This is a genomic window from Paenibacillus sp. O199 (assembly GCF_001636635.1).
In the GTDB taxonomy this organism is placed as follows: domain Bacteria; phylum Bacillota; class Bacilli; order Paenibacillales; family Paenibacillaceae; genus Paenibacillus; species Paenibacillus marchantiae.
The window spans coordinates 25,935-42,218 of record NZ_LGRP01000012.1; the positions used below are offsets into that span (position 1 = coordinate 25,935).

General features: G+C 47.6%; 12 protein-coding genes. 3 read left to right on the plus strand and 9 right to left on the minus strand.

The features are described from left to right. Window positions 1-11 precede the first annotated feature (11 nt). The 3 genes from sdhB to A6049_RS18455 all read right to left on the minus strand — a co-directional run bounded on the left by sdhB (window position 12) and on the right by A6049_RS18455 (window position 3,572). A complete protein-coding gene (gene sdhB / locus A6049_RS18445; protein WP_063566087.1) occupies window positions 12-776 on the minus strand; it encodes a succinate dehydrogenase iron-sulfur subunit in 765 nt (254 codons plus the stop codon). A 341-nt stretch (window positions 777-1,117) separates the two neighbouring features. Then, window positions 1,118-2,860, minus strand: coding sequence for a succinate dehydrogenase flavoprotein subunit (gene sdhA, locus A6049_RS18450; RefSeq protein WP_063566088.1), 1,743 nt, complete (start codon window positions 2,858-2,860; stop codon window positions 1,118-1,120). 43 nt (window positions 2,861-2,903) lie between these two features. Further along, window positions 2,904-3,572, minus strand: coding sequence for a succinate dehydrogenase cytochrome b558 subunit (locus tag A6049_RS18455; protein WP_063566173.1), 669 nt, complete (start codon window positions 3,570-3,572; stop codon window positions 2,904-2,906). A gap of 312 nt (window positions 3,573-3,884) precedes the next feature. On the opposite strand from A6049_RS18455, the gene A6049_RS18460 reads away from it, so the two are divergent. Beyond that, on the plus strand, window positions 3,885-4,808 hold the full coding sequence (locus A6049_RS18460) for a LysR family transcriptional regulator (RefSeq protein WP_063566089.1): 924 nt from the start codon (window positions 3,885-3,887) through the stop codon (window positions 4,806-4,808). Window positions 4,809-4,863: 55 nt separating this feature from the next. Here A6049_RS18460 and A6049_RS18465 read toward each other — a convergent pair whose 3' ends face one another. Continuing rightward, window positions 4,864-5,535 carry a potassium channel family protein gene (locus tag A6049_RS18465; RefSeq protein WP_063566090.1) on the minus strand — a complete coding sequence of 224 codons (672 nt, stop codon included), beginning with the start codon at window positions 5,533-5,535 and terminating at the stop codon, window positions 4,864-4,866. A gap of 17 nt (window positions 5,536-5,552) precedes the next feature. Next, on the minus strand, window positions 5,553-6,887 hold the full coding sequence (locus tag A6049_RS18470) for a TrkH family potassium uptake protein (RefSeq protein WP_063566174.1): 1,335 nt from the start codon (window positions 6,885-6,887) through the stop codon (window positions 5,553-5,555). A gap of 475 nt (window positions 6,888-7,362) precedes the next feature. Between A6049_RS18470 and A6049_RS18475 the strand changes: the two genes are divergently transcribed. After that, window positions 7,363-9,060: a CPBP family intramembrane glutamic endopeptidase gene (locus A6049_RS18475; protein ID WP_063566091.1), complete on the plus strand. Its 1,698-nt coding sequence runs from the start codon at window positions 7,363-7,365 to the stop codon at window positions 9,058-9,060. On the opposite strand, the gene uvrC is transcribed toward A6049_RS18475, so the two are convergent. Both uvrC and trxA read right to left on the minus strand, forming a co-directional pair. Beyond that, window positions 9,029-11,119: an excinuclease ABC subunit UvrC gene (uvrC, locus tag A6049_RS18480; protein ID WP_063566092.1), complete on the minus strand. Its 2,091-nt coding sequence runs from the start codon at window positions 11,117-11,119 to the stop codon at window positions 9,029-9,031. The genes A6049_RS18475 and uvrC overlap by 32 nt on opposite strands. 350 nt (window positions 11,120-11,469) lie before the next feature. Further along, window positions 11,470-11,787: a thioredoxin gene (gene trxA, locus A6049_RS18485; protein WP_036605788.1), complete on the minus strand. Its 318-nt coding sequence runs from the start codon at window positions 11,785-11,787 to the stop codon at window positions 11,470-11,472. A 262-nt stretch (window positions 11,788-12,049) separates the two neighbouring features. Here trxA and A6049_RS32655 point away from each other — a divergent pair, with 262 nt between their 5' ends. After that, window positions 12,050-12,205 carry a YqzM family protein gene (locus A6049_RS32655; RefSeq protein WP_090810527.1) on the plus strand — a complete coding sequence of 52 codons (156 nt, stop codon included), beginning with the start codon at window positions 12,050-12,052 and terminating at the stop codon, window positions 12,203-12,205. A 116-nt stretch (window positions 12,206-12,321) separates the two neighbouring features. Here the strand turns inward: A6049_RS32655 and dnaI are convergent, their stop codons facing one another. Both dnaI and A6049_RS18495 read right to left on the minus strand, forming a co-directional pair. Continuing rightward, entirely contained in the window at window positions 12,322-13,272 is a 951-nt protein-coding gene (gene dnaI, locus A6049_RS18490; RefSeq protein WP_053783224.1) for a primosomal protein DnaI, read from the minus strand. Window positions 13,273-13,502: 230 nt separating this feature from the next. Continuing rightward, window positions 13,503-16,280 carry an alpha-mannosidase gene (locus tag A6049_RS18495; RefSeq protein ID WP_063566093.1) on the minus strand — a complete coding sequence of 926 codons (2,778 nt, stop codon included), beginning with the start codon at window positions 16,278-16,280 and terminating at the stop codon, window positions 13,503-13,505. Between the last annotated feature and the right edge of the window lie 4 nt (window positions 16,281-16,284).

Here is a 16,284-nt window from a genome sequence, read left to right on the forward strand (position 1 = left end):
ATATGACTAGATTACACACCCAACCAGCGTTTGAACATGTGTTTGGTTGTTTGTTTGTTCATTTCGGCAATGGAGGTAGTCAACGGAATACCTTTTGGACAAGAGCGTACGCAGTTCTGCGAGTTACCACAGCCCTCAATACCTCCGTCTTCCATAAGTGCTTCCAAGCGGTCTTCAGCGTTCATCTCCCCTGTTGGGTGAGCATTGAACAGACGTACTTGAGAAAGAGCTGCCGGACCGATAAAGTCTGTTTTCTCATTGACGTTCGGGCACGCTTCGAGGCATACACCACATGTCATACATTTGGACAGCTCGTAAGCCCACTGACGTTTCTTCTCTGGCATCCGCGGACCTGGACCAAGGTCATAGGTACCATCAATCGGAATCCACGCTTTAACCCGTTTTAGAGCGTTAAACATCCGAGTACGGTCGATGACGAGGTCACGAACCACCGGGAAGGTTTTCATCGGTTCAATGCGAACCGGTTGTTCGAGCTTGTCGATCAGGGCTGCACACGCTTGACGCGGCTTGCCGTTGATGACCATGGAGCATGCTCCACAGACTTCTTCGAGACAGTTCGATTCCCAGCAGACCGGGGCAATGGACTTGCCTTCTGTATTAACCGGGTTCCGCTGGATCTCCATCAGGGCGCTAATAACGTTCATGCCGGGACGGTACGGAAGCTCAAACTCTTCGTTGTACGAAGATGACTCCGGGTTGTCCTGACGGGTGATGATAAACTTGACGGTTTTTTTTGCTGTAGCTGTGTCCGTCATATCGTTGTCCCCTCCTTTGAGTGACGATGATTGGTGTTGCTGATGCGCAAAGTTACTCTTTTGGTGCAAGGGTGGCGCTCCGGCAGCGGAATGCCCTTCTGATCGCTGTTATCCCAGGGTTAAAATCCGGTGATAAAGGCGAGCGCTTCGCTTCTTCTGGGCATTTCCGCTTCCTCCGCTACGTCGTGCTTATAGAGTCGCTTTACTGAAAGTAGCAATAATTCATTCTGGTGGCAGTAACATTGAGAAGCTCCGTGTACGCTTTGCCTCTATGTGTCTAGTGCTTTTCCGTTAAGATGCTAAGTCTTTAACTTTATGAATAGACCGAAATTTCGCTTTACTTAATCCTTCGAGTAGTCCCGGATCCGTGGTGGGATCAGGGAAACGTCTACAGGCTCGTACGAAATTTTTGGACCTTCCTTCGACCAGCTTGCGATCGTTGTTTTCAGGAATTCCTCGTCATTACGTTCGGTGAAGTCTGGTTTGTAATGCGCTCCACGGCTTTCGTTACGCAGCAGTGCGCCCAACGTCATCGCTTCTGCCAGTTCAATCATGTTCCACAGCTGACGGGTAAATGCTGCACCCGGGTTGTTCCAACCGGAAGTGTCGTACATGTTGATTTTGCCGTAACGCTCTTTCAATTCCTTGATTTTGCCGATGGTTGCTTCCAGCTTATCGTTGTAACGTACCACCGTCATATTCGCCGTCATCCACTCGCCAAGCTCTTTGTGAATGACATAGGCATTTTCATTGCCCTGCATGTTTAGGATGCCTTCGTATTTATCGGTTTGGCGCTTAGTATAACCTTCGAATACGGAAGAACTGATATCTGCGGACGATTTTTTGAGTCCTTTGATATATTCAACCGCTTTCGGTCCAGCTACCATACCACCGTAGATTGCTGATACCAGGGAATTTGCACCCAGACGGTTCGCACCATGATATTGGTATTCACATTCACCAGCTGCGAACAGTCCTGGAATGTTGGTCATTTGGTTATAATCTACCCACATGCCGCCCATGGAATAATGGACTGCCGGGAAAATTTTCATTGGGATTTTACGTGGGTCATCCCCCATGAACTTCTCGTAGATCTCAATGATTCCGCCGAGCTTCACATCCAGCTCCTTCGGATCTTTGTGTGACAAGTCGAGATATACCATGTTCTCGCCGTTCACGCCTAGGCCCATATCCACGCAGACGCTGAAAATTTCACGCGTCGCGATATCACGCGGAACAAGGTTACCGTATGACGGATATTTTTCTTCGAGGAAGTACCAAGGCTTACCGTCCTTGTACGTCCAGATCCGTCCACCTTCACCACGAGCCGATTCGGACATCAGACGCAGCTTGTCATCGCCTGGAATGGCTGTCGGGTGAATCTGAATGAACTCACCGTTCGCGTAATTTACACCTTGCTGATACACCGCACTTGCGGCAGTACCTGTATTGATAACCGAGTTGGTTGTTTTACCGAAAATAATGCCAGGGCCGCCGCTCGCCAGAATAACTGCTTCAGCCGGGAACGTCTGTACCTTCATCGTTTTCAGATCCTGTGCTACAATGCCGCGGCAGATGCCTTCGTCATCAATAACCGCCTGCAGGAACTCCCAGTTCTCATACTTGGTCACGAGACCGGCCGCTTCCCAGCGACGCACCTGCTCATCCAATGCGTAGAGCAATTGTTGTCCTGTCGTTGCACCGGCAAACGCTGTACGGTGATGCTTCGTTCCGCCGAAACGACGGAAATCAAGCAAACCTTCCGGTGTCCGGTTGAACATTACGCCCATCCGGTCCATCAGGTGAATGATGCCTGGTGCCGCTTCACACATCGCTTTGACTGGAGGCTGATTCGCCAAAAAGTCACCGCCGTATACTGTATCGTCAAAGTGTACCCATGGGGAGTCGCCCTCACCCTTGGTATTTACCGCACCGTTGATACCGCCTTGGGCACATACGGAGTGGGATCTTTTGACGGGAACCAGTGAAAATAAATGAACATGGACTCCGGCTTCAGCCGATTTGATCGCCGCCATCAATCCCGCGAGACCTCCGCCCACAATAATTACATTAGATGATGCCATTGCTGTTCACTCCCTTATAAGTCAGCATTTAAAGTCCAAATGCTTAAATCAGAACTGTCTTAACTGCGTCAATCATCGAAGTGGCTACCTGGAAATCCATGCTCCGGAAAGCAAGCAACGATACAATAAACATGATGGCTACGATAGCAAACAAGCTCATGCAGATGTAGGAAGATACACGCTGCGCACGCGGACCGACGGTAATTCCCCAGCTAACCAGGAACGACCACAAACCGTTGGCAAAGTGATAGGATGCCGCAACCACACTGATCAGATATAAAATAAACGTTACCGGGTTCATCACGATGCCATGTATGACACCGCCAAGCTCTTCGTGTGTGACATTCCCCAGCGCAACCTGGAAACGAGTCTCCCAAATATGCCAGATGACGAACACAAACGTAATGACACCGCTGACGCGCTGCAACGTATAGCGCCAGTTGCGCTCATTGCCAAAACGTCCCACGTTAGGCTTGGCCTGATAGGCAATGTACAAACCATATACACCGTGATAGAACAGCGGCAACCAGATGAGAAGCGTTTCAAGTACAATTACGAGCGGCAGGCCATTCAGAAATGCAACTGCATCGTTAAAGCCTTCTTTGCCGCCTTCAACTGCCGAGAAGTTCGTCACCATATGCTCAATGAAAAACAGACTGAGCGGAATGACGCCAAGCAAGGAGTGCAGCTTTCTGGAGTAAAACCCTTTCATAAAATGTCGATCCCCTTTCGCTAAATACAACGTTTTCATAAATAAAATTCGCTTATCATGACACAAACCTTTCCCAAGGAAAGGTTCGACAAATTGTTCCGTTTTCTTCAGGTGTGAACAACTTGTGTCACGATTCATGTTACTCCTTTTTTTCTTATAAGGGAATTGCAATATAATTATTAAATGTTATAACCTATAGGTATAAGTTATAAACATCGGTCGTGCAGGCCATACAACATGGAGAAATATTTGACAAGGAGATGCCTCACGCAAAGTACGTTCATACGTTCATTAGAAAAGAGGTTAGTGCTCATGTTCGAGGAATTAAACGCTTTTGCGGCGGTTGTAGAGCAGTCCAGTCTGAACCGTGCATCGAAATTGCTGAATCTGTCACAACCCGCGCTGTCTCGCAAAATCTCCAAATTGGAGGATGAGCTCGGCGTAGCGCTCTTTCATCGCCGTGGTAAACGACTTGAATTAACCAGCGTAGGCCAGTTCGCCTATACTTTCGCGGTAGAGCAGAAACAGCAGCAACAAAAATTTCTGACCATGCTGGCCCAGTACAAGGACGAAGAACAAAGCTCCATTACGCTTGGAGCCAGTCTGACAACGCTTCAAACCACATTGCCACCGCTGGTAAATGCCTTTATGGAGAAACATCCGAATGCGGAAATCAAGCTGGTGACGGGGAAAACACATGAAATTGTCTCTTTTGTGCGGGATAAAAAAGCTGATGTAGGTATCGTTGCCTCTTCTATAAGTGAAGCCGGGCTAAACTGTGTGCCACTTTTTGATGATCATCTGGAGCTGGTTGTGCCTTTAACGCATCCCCTATCGGGTAAAGAAGCCGGAATGGAACATTTGCAAGATCTGCCGATGATTACGTTCTCCAAAGGAACCTGGTATCGAAAATTAACCGACGACCTGTTTCAGCGCTGCGCCGTGATGCCTGATATTCGCATGGAGATTGATTCCTTTGAAGCGATTGTCCGTCTTCTGCCTACCTGCAAAGCAGCAGCCCTGTTGCCCAAGTCGTATCTCCGCCCTCAATTGCTTGCGGACAATGATCTTGTCTCGGTATATCTGCCGCAACTGCAACAGACCCGGCGCACAACCTGCATGATCTATGGGGAAAAGGAAGACCTCAGCCAAACCTCCAGACAGTGGGTCAGGGAAACGGCTGCTCTCTTTACAGCAAAGGCGCCGCTGCCCTCACGGAGGACTACGACGCCTTAGCATTCATATTAATCAGCCGAGCTCAACGCTCTGCTTTCATTTAATAGACTCAGCTCTAGCTCTCTTGGCTGATCACTTCTTCCTCAAAACGGTCAATGTCATCATTCATGCCGATAATCACCATGATATCACCCATCTGAAGCGAGTCCAGTGCAGTCGGGGCAATGATAACCCCGGCTTCCTTTTGCAGAGCTACAATGCTGCAACCAAAGCGTACTCGAGCATTCAGAGTGGACAGCGTTTTATTATGCAGACAGGCAGGAACTTTCATCTCCACAATACTGTAATCATCGGACAATTCGATATAATCCAGCAGATTCGGGGTGACGAGCTGATGGGCAACCCGAATTCCCATATCACGCTCAGGATAAACGACACGATCGATCCCCAGCTTGTCCAGTGCCCGTCCATGAAGGACTGAAATGGCTTTGGCCACAACTGTTTTCACACCGAGTTCCTTCAGTAAAATAGCAGTGAGAATACTGGTCTGGATATCAGCCCCAATGGCAACAACACAGCAGTCAAAATTACGGATGCCCAGGGAGCGCAGCACTTCCTCATCAGTTGAATCCGCGACGACGGCATGGGTGACCAATTCACTCATGTCTTCGACGACTTCTTCATTTTTATCGATACCCAGCACTTCATAACCAAGCTCCATTAATTCCTGTGCCAGACTGGAGCCAAAGCGCCCTAGCCCAATTACCGCAAACTGCTGTGTTTTCATTGTTCTTCACGAACCCCTTATCCAATAATCATTTTGCCTTCCGGATACCTGTACAATTCTTTACCCTTTTTCTGTCCGAGTGCATACGCGAGCGTAATTGGTCCAAGACGTCCCGCAAACATGGTGAAACAGATCAAAAGCTTGCCGATCGTGGTCAGCTTCAGTGTAAGCCCCATAGATAAACCAACGGTACCGAAGGCGGATGTCGTCTCAAATAATATCATCAAAAAACTGCTGTCTTCCGTCGTACTAAGCACCATCGTAACGGCAATAATGAGCAACAGGGCAAGCAGTGTAATCGTCAGTGCTTTGAAAATGCGTTCTTGTAGGAGCCGATATCTGAAAAAGACGATATCTTCCCGTCCCCGCATCATGGCATAGACAGCTCCGGCCATAATCATGAATGTGGTTGTTTTAATGCCGCCTCCAGTAGAACCGGGGGAAGCACCAATAAACATTAATATAATGATGAAAAATTGCGTTGCCTGTCTCAGGCCAGCAATGTCTACCGTATTCGCCCCTGCTGTTCTTGGGGAAACCGACTGGAAGAACGAACCGAGAATTTTACCACCCCAGTTCAAACCACCCAGTGTCCGGGGATTGCTGAATTCAAAAACAAAAATAACCAGTGCGCCAAATACGATTAACAAACCTGTCGTCAGCAATACCACTTTGGAATGCAGCGAAAGCTTCTTCGTCCTCCGATACTCCACCAGATCAGATAGAACGACAAAACCGATACCGCCTGCAATAATCAGGAACATGGCTGTAAAATTCACGAGCGGATCATACACATACCCGGTTAAACTTCGGAATTCACCGAACATATCAAACCCAGCATTGTTAAACATGGAGATGGCATGCCAATATCCATAATAGATGGCCTGCCCCATTGGCATATCAAACGACCACCGAATGGCGAACAACGTGCCACATATGCCTTCCAATATGAGCGAGTAGATCACAACTTTGCGAATAAGGCGGACAATCCCCTCCATCGTACTCTGGTTCATCGCTTCCTGCAAAATCAACCGCTCACGCAGAGAGATCCGCCGTTTGAATGCAATCGCCACCAGTGTCGACATCGTCATAAAGCCAAGACCGCCAATTTGAATCAGGATTGCAATTATAATCTGACCCAACGTCGAAAAATGAGTACCTGTATCCACCACAACCAGCCCCGTTACACAGACTGCAGAAGTCGCAGTGAAGAGTGCGTCAATAAAAGGAAGGCTGACTCCGCTTCGACTGGATGTCGGGAGCATCAACAGAAGTGTCCCGAGCAATATAATACCCGCGAACCCCAGGACCAGAATTCGGGGTGGCGATAGACGCATCCATTGAACATTCATTTTCACTTGAGTATCATCCACCTCTGCCAAAAAGAAAATGACCCCACGACGTGGAGCCTTTCTCCGAAGTGCTTTTCCATATCACTTGACGGAATAGCCAAGCCCTTTGAAAGCCCTATTTCGGAGCGTAAACATGTATGATTTTCGCTGTAATACATATACATTAGGTTGGAATGCCTTTTATACCTTCTATTCGTTCCCTTGTTAGCCTAAAGACATGCGGAATATTGGACATTTGATTCAAAATTATAAGCGCTGCGACGTTTGTACACAAAACGATTTTTGTGTAAATAGCATCGAATTCCGTCAAAAAGGGAAAAACTCAGATATGGCGACGGATAGATCAGATTGTTTCGATCATTTTCATTCGTTTTCATGCATTTGCACCACTTCTCGTTTCGCCATTGGCATTCGGGGCTTGGGCTGTGCTATCTTTACTTTAATATCCACATTAATAAAGGAGGAACAATATTAAATGAATCCCTTAGGGCAGCCTTTGGTACTCAAAGCTAACTTCAAGCGTTTAGGGTTGCTTGCGGCGATTGGTCTGATTCTGTTTTTCGTTTTTCAAATCTTTCCTGCCACCTCATCGCAAACGACTGATATCCAGTCTACTTCCTTCATAAGCAAGGAGAAAGCGGCGGAGTCGGCACGATCTTTTGCAGCTTCTCTACCTGATTATACCCTTCCGACGGATACCGGAAACGAGCTGGTGACGTACCAAACCCATTCCGATATTTATGGGTATATGGCCAAAACCAAACAGTTAGAAACCTATAACAAGAAATGGGAAACAACCTATCCTTACGATGTGTACCGCGTTCGTTTGCCCGATCAGGACAAAGGCGGTTATTTGAATGTTGACGTACATATGAGAACAGGAAAAGTTGTCGGTTTCAAGCGCGAACTGCCTTCTTCCCTGTATGCATCCATTGAGGCTGAGCAGGACAAAAGCAAAGTGAATGCTGCCCAACGTTTAGCTGAAGATAACCTTTCTCTAAATGAAAAAGAGCAGCTTGCCGCTAGCGTCCTTGGCGAATTCGGGTATACTGTACCGAAACTTCAACTGGACACCCGTGAAGAAGAAGCGGGGCTGCAATACACAGATAATGAAAAGCAAATTGGAGATTCCAAGCTGGAACTGAATTTTACGTTTGAAAACGGAGCCGTTCGCTCCTTCGAATCGGTCTTCTCAGTCCCTGACTCCCATACTGACTATGTAGAAAATCAGACTCGGCAAGCCAACTGGATGACTTACGGCGGTTATGCTTTCCTGACCTTTGTGCTTGGCGTGCTCGCGATCATCTACAGTATTCTGACGAGGGCAAACACGTCGTTCAAACGCGGAATCGTTCTGTCCTTGGTATACTTTGCGGCTTCCGTGATTGGCACACTGAACATGATCCCGCTCTTTCAGGCGCAGGGGCTATCTAATTTTATGCTGACCTTCCTGATGGTGATGCAAGCTGGGATAACGCTGGTTATGAGTGCAACCATCTATCTGTCGCTCGTTGCCGGTGACGGCATGTGGCGCAAAATCGGTCTGAATCCTTGGCCTCGGGCCAAAGAACCCGGATACGGCAAATATGTACTGCACAGTATGTATACAGGCTACTTATGGGCGTTGATTCTACTGGGTGTGCAATCCGTACTGTTCTTTATTCTGGAGCGCAGTATTGGAAGCTGGTCAACAACATCGGCTGACCAGTCCACATACAACATGAGTTATGCCTGGATCTTCCCGATTATGGCTTGGATGGCCGGGATCGGTGAGGAAACGGTCTATCGCCTGTTCGGGATTCGCATGATGCAGAAGGTGGTACGAAATACGTTCATCGCCTGCCTTATCCCAACATTGATCTGGGCTCTGGGACACACCCTGTACCCGATCTATCCGGTGATCACACGTCCAATAGAGCTTACTGTCATCGGACTTTTGTTCAGTCTGATCATGCTGCGCCACGGCTTCATCGCCGTTGTATTCGCGCATGTTATCTTTGACAGCCTGTTGATGGGGTTAAGCCTGATCTTCATGGGTGATGCACTGAACATTTCCGCAGGACTCTTCTGGATTGTGCTTCCGGCCATCGTTGGTTATGTCATCTATAAGATGAATCCAAAACAAAAAGAGAAGCCGTATGTCACGACTCCTCATCACGAAGTGCTGCAATAATCTGATTCGCAAGCTTGTCACCAATAGATAGAGGCCGGAAGTCTTCGACGCTGGCCTCTTTTATTTTTCGTAAAGAGCCAAAATGCTTCAGCAGCAGCTTACGCCGCTTTTCTCCGATCCCCGGAATGGCGTCCAGACGGGAAGTCACCATCGATTTCCCACGCTGCTCGCGGTGGAACGAAATCGCAAAACGGTGGACCTCTTCCTGAATCCGCTGCAACAGGTAGAACTCCTGACTGTCACGCGGCAAGGAGATGACTTCCGGCGGGTTGCCGATCATCAATTGTGAGGTCTTGTGCTTCGCATCCTTCACCAGGCCACATACCGGAATAAACAGTCCCAATTCATTCTCCAAAATATCGACCGCAGCCGAGATCTGTCCTTTACCGCCATCGACCACGATCAGGTCAGGCTGGGTTAAGTTTTCCTTCAATACCCGTTCGTAACGGCGACGGATGACTTCTCGCATCGTTTCATAATCATCCGGTCCTTCAACCGAGCGTACTTTGTATTTGCGGTATTCTTTCTTATCCGGTTTACCATCAGTAAATACAATCATAGCAGATACCGGGTTCGTACCCTGGATGTTCGAGTTATCAAACGCTTCAATACGGTGAAGCTGTTCCAGTCCAATAAAACGTCCCAGTCCTTCAGCAGCTTTCGATGTCCGTTCTTCATTCCGCTCAATTAGGCGAAACTTCTCTTCCAGTGCCACACGTGCGTTATCCACGGCCATGGTGATCATCTGGCGTTTCAATCCACGCTGCGGAATGTGGACTTTGATTTCCAGCCATTCCTGCAATGCTGCTGCGACTTGAGAAGGATCTTCAAGACCTGGGGGCTGTTTATCAGCCGATACATCTTCCTGAGCAACAGCGTCTTCCAGGATAACCATCGTAGCTTCTTCCGCTTCTGCTTCGGGTTGGCTATCACCATAAGATGCACGGGCCTCGGCAACACGTAGCTCAACCACAGAATCTTGCGCCAATCGCGTTGTCTCTTCTGACTCGGCTGTCACCGCCGCAGGTACCGCTCCATCACCATCGGATATATCATCCGCACCACCGTCATCAGTTGCCATATCTTTTGGCATTTCCGGCAGTAAAATCTCCTGTGGCAACGCTGGATTATCACTGTAATACTGGGTCACGTAAGACATAAAGTCACTGTATGCCTCACCGTAAAACGGGAACGTCGACACGTGTCGTTCAATCATTTTCCCCTGACGCATATATAGAATCTGGACACACATCCAGCCTTTATCAATGGCAAAACCAAACACATCGCGGTCTCTGGCATCCGCCATCGTAATTTTCTGTTTTTCCATCATCGCATCAATGGCAATGACCTGATCCCGAAGTTCCTTGGCACGTTCAAAATATAGATCCTCAGCCGCTTCCTGCATTTTGCGCTGTAAATCCTTTTTGATCTCCTCATGCCCGCCACTCAAAAATGAACTGATCTCCTGGGAGATCTCATCATACTGCTCCTTGCCCACTTCTTGCACACAGGGAGCGAGGCACTGTCCCATATGATAATACAGGCATACTTCCTTCGGCATTACGCCGCATTTGCGTAACGGATACATCCGGTCAAGCAGTTTTTTCGTTTGGTGTGCCGCATATGAATTCGGATAAGGTCCGAAGTATTTGGCTTTATCTTTGAGCACCCGCCGGGTCACTTCGAGTCGGGGATGTTTTTCATTCGTAATTTTAAGGTAAGGAAACGTCTTATCATCCTTGAGCAACACGTTATACCGCGGCATATGTTTCTTGATCAGGTTACACTCCAGAATGAGTGCTTCCATATTGCTGCCGGTAACGATATATTCGAAATCACGGATTTCGGACACCAGGCGCTGTGTCTTCCCATTATGACTGCCGATAAAATATGATCTTACGCGATTCTTCAGCACTTTGGCTTTACCTACATAGATAATAGTACCTTCACTATTTTTCATCAGGTAACAGCCGGACATGTCAGGCAGCAAAGCCAGCTTGTGGCGAATCTGCTCTAGTGCCTTCTCCTGCTCCTGCACGTTTGTAATGAATTCATCCATAATTCGGTGGGTCCTCCTTCCCGATTACTGAGAAAGCTGATAGCTTCACCTTACATGAGGCACTCCGATGATAGAATGACCTTTCGATCGCTGTTATCCCCAGATTTCTTTGATTCTTTTCTTATAACGTATAAATCCGGGGATAGGGCATGCTTCCGAAGTAGCTTTCTTTCAGAAAGCTTTTAGGCGACCACTTCGTTTCTACAAGTCATTTCTGCCCTCTTCGTTGTTCATGTAAATTTCAGTTTCACCTTATAATAAATAGTATATCTTATATTGTCCTATATGAAAGTATTCGACGCAAAACGCCCCCGGCGCATAACCGGAGGCGTATGTGAAATCTTGGTTAATTATTGGTGTTTTTCGATAATTCCTTTGAGAGCATCTTTTGAGTTCAGACCAACCACTTTATCAACCGGTTGACCATCTTTGAAGAAGATCAATGTTGGAATGCTCATTACGCCGAAGCGGGAAGCGGATTCCGGGTTTTCGTCCACATTGACTTTAGCAATTTTCACTGCATCGCCAACTTCGGTGGACAGCTCTTCCAAGATTGGAGCGAGCATTTTACAAGGACCACACCAAGGCGCCCAGAAATCAACAAGAACCGTTCCTTCGCCTTCGACTTCAGCGTTGAAGGATTGATCGGATACGTTAACAATAGCCATGAAATTGTCCTCCTTATATATACTTACGGTTTATTTTAACCTGTAACGTCGCGAACGACACTTCCAGTATAACACAGCAACTCTAATGTTGTGAAATGAACGCATCAATGTTCATCTTCCTAACATCAAATCTTCACAATTGGGGAACTAGCGGTTCACTTCAAAATCTTTACAAACGCTTTCTTTTCCAAGTATACTAAAATTACTCCGGGCTTCAGTTCCCTGTAAGGGCAAGCTGTTATCCCCATAAGGAGGCAATACCATGGATGCAAATGTGCGGATCAACGACCCGCGTGAACATGTGAACGAGGAACCCCGTAACGATCTGTTTGATCTGATTGCGGGTGTTGCTGGCATGGCCGGCCTGATGACGGTTATCTTTTTCGGAATGGTGATTTTCAAATTTATCACCGAATAGGATCTTCAGGCTGCACGCAGGCCAGAAAAGCCCGGTTTTCGCGACAATGCGAAAGCCAGGCTTTTTTTGGGACTATATGAGTAAAAAATAGATCAGATCGGTAACATAAATAGAAATTAACGTTTACCCCGTTGATTCTCACCTCGAACCGAGATGACATCAACAAACGGACGAATCCGGTCCATCAAACGCTGGCCTTTGTTCATTTCCTCGCCGTCCCTGCTGGTGAAGCTAAGATGTTTCTCCAGCCCATCCAAGTTGTAATTAGACGTGTAGAATGTAGGTTTGCGATTCATACGGTAATTCAGAATGGAACCCATCACATGATCCCGAACCCATGGGTTCAGATTCTCTGCCCCAATGTCATCAAAGATGAGTAGATCACAGCTTTTCAGAATATCCGTCGTTTCCTTCAGCTTGTTTCCTTCACTAATCATGGATTTCAGATCCTCCACAAAATCAGGCATATAGATAATAACACCTGTGTGGCCCACAACCGCGAGTTCATGCAGCAGATAACACATCAGAAACGTCTTGCCCGTTCCAAATGATCCTTCCAAAAACAGTCCTTGCGGAGACAATCCATTCTCCTTGGTGTCGTTAATATAACGCAGAACCTGGTTCACCGCCGGAGCACGCATCCGATCCTTGCCCATAATTTCCACATCGTTATATCCTGCATTGAGCGCACGCTCGTCCACATAGAAGCTGCGGATTCTTTGCTTGATAACATGCTCATTCTGCCGGGCGATATGTTTGGAACAAGGTGCTTTTTTATCTATAATTTCGGGTTTACCGTTAAAATGCTCTACTTCCAGTTTGCAAAAGTGACCCTGGAAATCGTTAGGACAGTTGTCGAGCCCCGGACAGTTCGCACAGTTCTTCGAATCTTTGGCATACTGATACAGCTTGCTCAGATCGGTAATAAGCTGTGCATCTTTCAGTTCAGGATGACCTGCGCGGAATTCGCGTACGTACGGATCTTCCATCAATTCCGCCGCAATCCGCCGCGACTGTTCACGAAAGGAAGGATTCAGCTGCTGAAGCAGTCCTCCCAAGGATTCCATGGCTTCAAGCCCCCTTAATAGTTTCAATATAGAATGAACAATTGAATTTTACGATGACCATCATGATGGCAGGGTAACCTTCGATCGCTTGTAATTCTACTGTTCATTCTATATAAACTTGAGGAATAACTCAACATTTTCAGCTGGAAAAAGCATTATCCATTCCATGACAGTGCGCAGAACTTCGGTTAGACATTACACAAAAAATATATCCGATCACGCTTGGAATATTAACGACGTAACCCCACCGTAACAATCTCACAAGGTCCCGCTTGAAGAGCCCATTCTTTGCTGATTAAGGCAGTGGAAGATCCATTTATCATCGAAGCATTCAGTTTACCTGTCTCTTCTTCCAGAATGTTGCTCTGATATGCATCTTCCAATGCTTGCGGGATGGACTCAGAAGCAGCAAACTTCAACTCAGTCGTATTCGACCCCATATTATACCAACGCAACATCAGATCACCCGAATCTTCGTTCACCTTCAGTGAAGAAAACGCAAGACCGTCCCCTTGCCACTCAAAAGGTGTGTTGCTTGGCGTTAGGAATCCCGGGTGTACGTTCGTCTGAGCCACAGTCCATGGAATCTGGAACTGATAAGCTTCAATGTACGCTCCGGATGTTGCTCCGTTCCCGTCATGAGGGATAATCTCCAGTTGGAAGGAGTGCTCGCCGAGACACTGAGCTTCCGGTGTCGGGAACAATCCCCAGTCTCCAAGCTCTCCCACGGCACGAAGCAATGTCACCGCAATCGTATTCCGTCCATCCTCAAGAACCTCATATTCATTCAGACCGAGATTGGCTACAACCAACCCAGCCTGATCCTCGCTCACATCAACAAAACTTTGCTGATGTTGGGTGTTGCTCGGATTTTGCCATTCCGGTGCAGGCGTATTATCGCGAGTAGCAATTTCGAACATCGAGTCAACGTGATGAACAGCAGCTGTCAGATCCGTCGGGAAGAGTGCCCGCACCCGATGATCCTTCGCCTGATTGTTGAAGGTTGTTTCGAGCTTGATGCCTTTTCCACTGCGGCTTAACGACACAATGGTTCGGATCTTGAGCGTAACCATTTGTTTAGAACGTTGAGCTTTACGATGCGGATAATAGATAAGTTCCCGCTGCTCACGATCAAGCGTTTCGTCGGCGGATTCAGGAATCTCCCAATGATGAACAATTTCGTACGAAGCTCTGTAAGGCGCATCTTCGATAACTCGAATTTCTGCCCGAAGATCCTTCGTAGTCAGTGCTACTTCGTTCTCCGGTTGCTTGAACATGTACTCATTGCCGATATCACCGACATTTTCATACACGCCAAGATCTTTATACGTTCGGCCTGTCCGTTTATCCGTAAGTGCAAAAGATCCATTGTCTGCAATATTTACGATAAAATATTCATTTTCCATGCCACGTTGACCACGCAGCAGTGTATCTGAATTCGCAGCATTGCTGTCCATGCGAACCAAAGCATACGTCTTCAGGCCAAGTGCAGGCACGTTCTCTGCTTCAAATGTAATACTGACCCGACGGCAGCTATATGGCTGACGGAATCGATCATCCGGCAGATCATAGCCGAATTGCAGACCCAGATCCTCTACCGTACACGGAACTGGTTTTCCTTCTTCATCCACCAATATACGACCTGACAGGTCGATGGCGTTCATTTTGGCTGCCATATCTTCCAATGAGAAACCGTCGCGGAAGTACAGACGGGCCGCATCCAGTTCAATCTGAACCACACCGCTGCGCTCCCATCCCGAAGTGTTAAACACAACCACAGGCCGGGCTTCATCACCATATCGTTCAAAGGTTGAAGTATCCACAGCTGCAGCGATTTGGCTGGTGCTATCCTCAATAAGGGCCTCAGCGACATGACGGCTCTTATCAAACCGTGTGACCATCTCGCGATGTACCTCGTCTACGCTACAGCCACAGATGCTGTCATGCGGATGATTCTGCATCAACGTTTTCCAGGCATAGGTAAACTGATCATGCGGATATGAATGACCCAGCAGATGCGCGAACGAAGCCAGTGGCTCAGCCACTTTTTCCAACATGGCTTGGCCCAGTTGGTTCATCTGTTTCAGATAAACGCGTGCGGAAGCCGTGTTCACCAGAGTGCCCCAGCCATCAGTACGCTGGCTGCGCAGCTCTCCTTTTACAACAGACAACTCCTGAACCGCAGATGCTTTCAACGCTGACAGATAATCCGGGAAGTTGGAGTGAACAAACTCGATATCGGGATACAATTGTTCAGCCATACGGATGGCTTCAGGCAGATCCTTCTGGATCGGCTGGTGATCACATCCATTCATGTACAGCAATTCATTGGTCGAAGCATATTTCTCCGCGTCAGCCAGCTTGGTTTCCCAGAACTTCCGAGCTGAAGCTTCGTCCACCGGAACCTCATTCCCGTTAGAGTACCAGTTGGCAAATAAAACACCGAGCACTTTAGATCCATCCGGACCTTCCCACATTAGCTCTGAGAAACTGGATTCGTATCCATCGTCAGACACCATGTTGTTGAAGCCCGTTGGCTTCACGCCTCGCCCAAAAAAGACATTATCAATGCCCGATTGCAGCATAAGCTGCGGTGTCTGTCCTACAAGTCCGAACGTATCTGGGAAGTATCCGATCTTTGAAGGTGTTCCGTAACGTTTGGCATCCCGATGTCCAACCTGCATATTACGAACGTTTGCTTCACCACTGGTCAGGAAGGCATCCTGCAAAATATACCAAGGCCCAATGACAATCCGGCCATCACGAATATGCTTCTCCAGCCGTTCCTTCTGCTCAGGTCTAACCTGAAGATAGTCATCGATGATGATCGTCTGGCCGTCCAGGTAAAAGCTTTTAAAATCCGGCCCCTGATCGAGCTGATCCAGCAAGGCATCCACCAGTTGCACTAATCGCATATGATGCTTCTCATACGGCAAATACCATTCCCGATCCCAGTGCGTGTGAGAGATAATATGCGCTTTTTTCGATTTGCTTGTTGGTTTGGTCATTGTA

Bases quoted from the DNA above. Each gene is read 5' to 3' on its own strand.
- uvrC (WP_063566092.1), bottom strand. From the start codon at position 11,119: ATGGATGAATTCATTACAAACGTGCAGGAGCAGGAGAAGGCACTAGAG.
- A6049_RS18465 (WP_063566090.1), bottom strand. From the start codon at position 5,535: ATGAAAACACAGCAGTTTGCGGTAATTGGGCTAGGGCGCTTTGGCTCC.
- dnaI (WP_053783224.1), bottom strand. From the start codon at position 13,272: ATGGAATCCTTGGGAGGACTGCTTCAGCAGCTGAATCCTTCCTTTCGT.
- sdhA (WP_063566088.1), bottom strand. From the start codon at position 2,860: ATGGCATCATCTAATGTAATTATTGTGGGCGGAGGTCTCGCGGGATTG.
- A6049_RS18495 (WP_063566093.1), bottom strand. From the start codon at position 16,280: ATGACCAAACCAACAAGCAAATCGAAAAAAGCGCATATTATCTCTCAC.
- sdhB (WP_063566087.1), bottom strand. From the start codon at position 776: ATGACGGACACAGCTACAGCAAAAAAAACCGTCAAGTTTATCATCACC.
- A6049_RS18455 (WP_063566173.1), bottom strand. From the start codon at position 3,572: ATGAAAGGGTTTTACTCCAGAAAGCTGCACTCCTTGCTTGGCGTCATT.
- A6049_RS18470 (WP_063566174.1), bottom strand. From the start codon at position 6,887: ATGAATGTTCAATGGATGCGTCTATCGCCACCCCGAATTCTGGTCCTG.
- A6049_RS32655 (WP_090810527.1), top strand. From the start codon at position 12,050: ATGGATGCAAATGTGCGGATCAACGACCCGCGTGAACATGTGAACGAG.
- A6049_RS18475 (WP_063566091.1), top strand. From the start codon at position 7,363: ATGAATCCCTTAGGGCAGCCTTTGGTACTCAAAGCTAACTTCAAGCGT.
- trxA (WP_036605788.1), bottom strand. From the start codon at position 11,787: ATGGCTATTGTTAACGTATCCGATCAATCCTTCAACGCTGAAGTCGAA.
- A6049_RS18460 (WP_063566089.1), top strand. From the start codon at position 3,885: ATGTTCGAGGAATTAAACGCTTTTGCGGCGGTTGTAGAGCAGTCCAGT.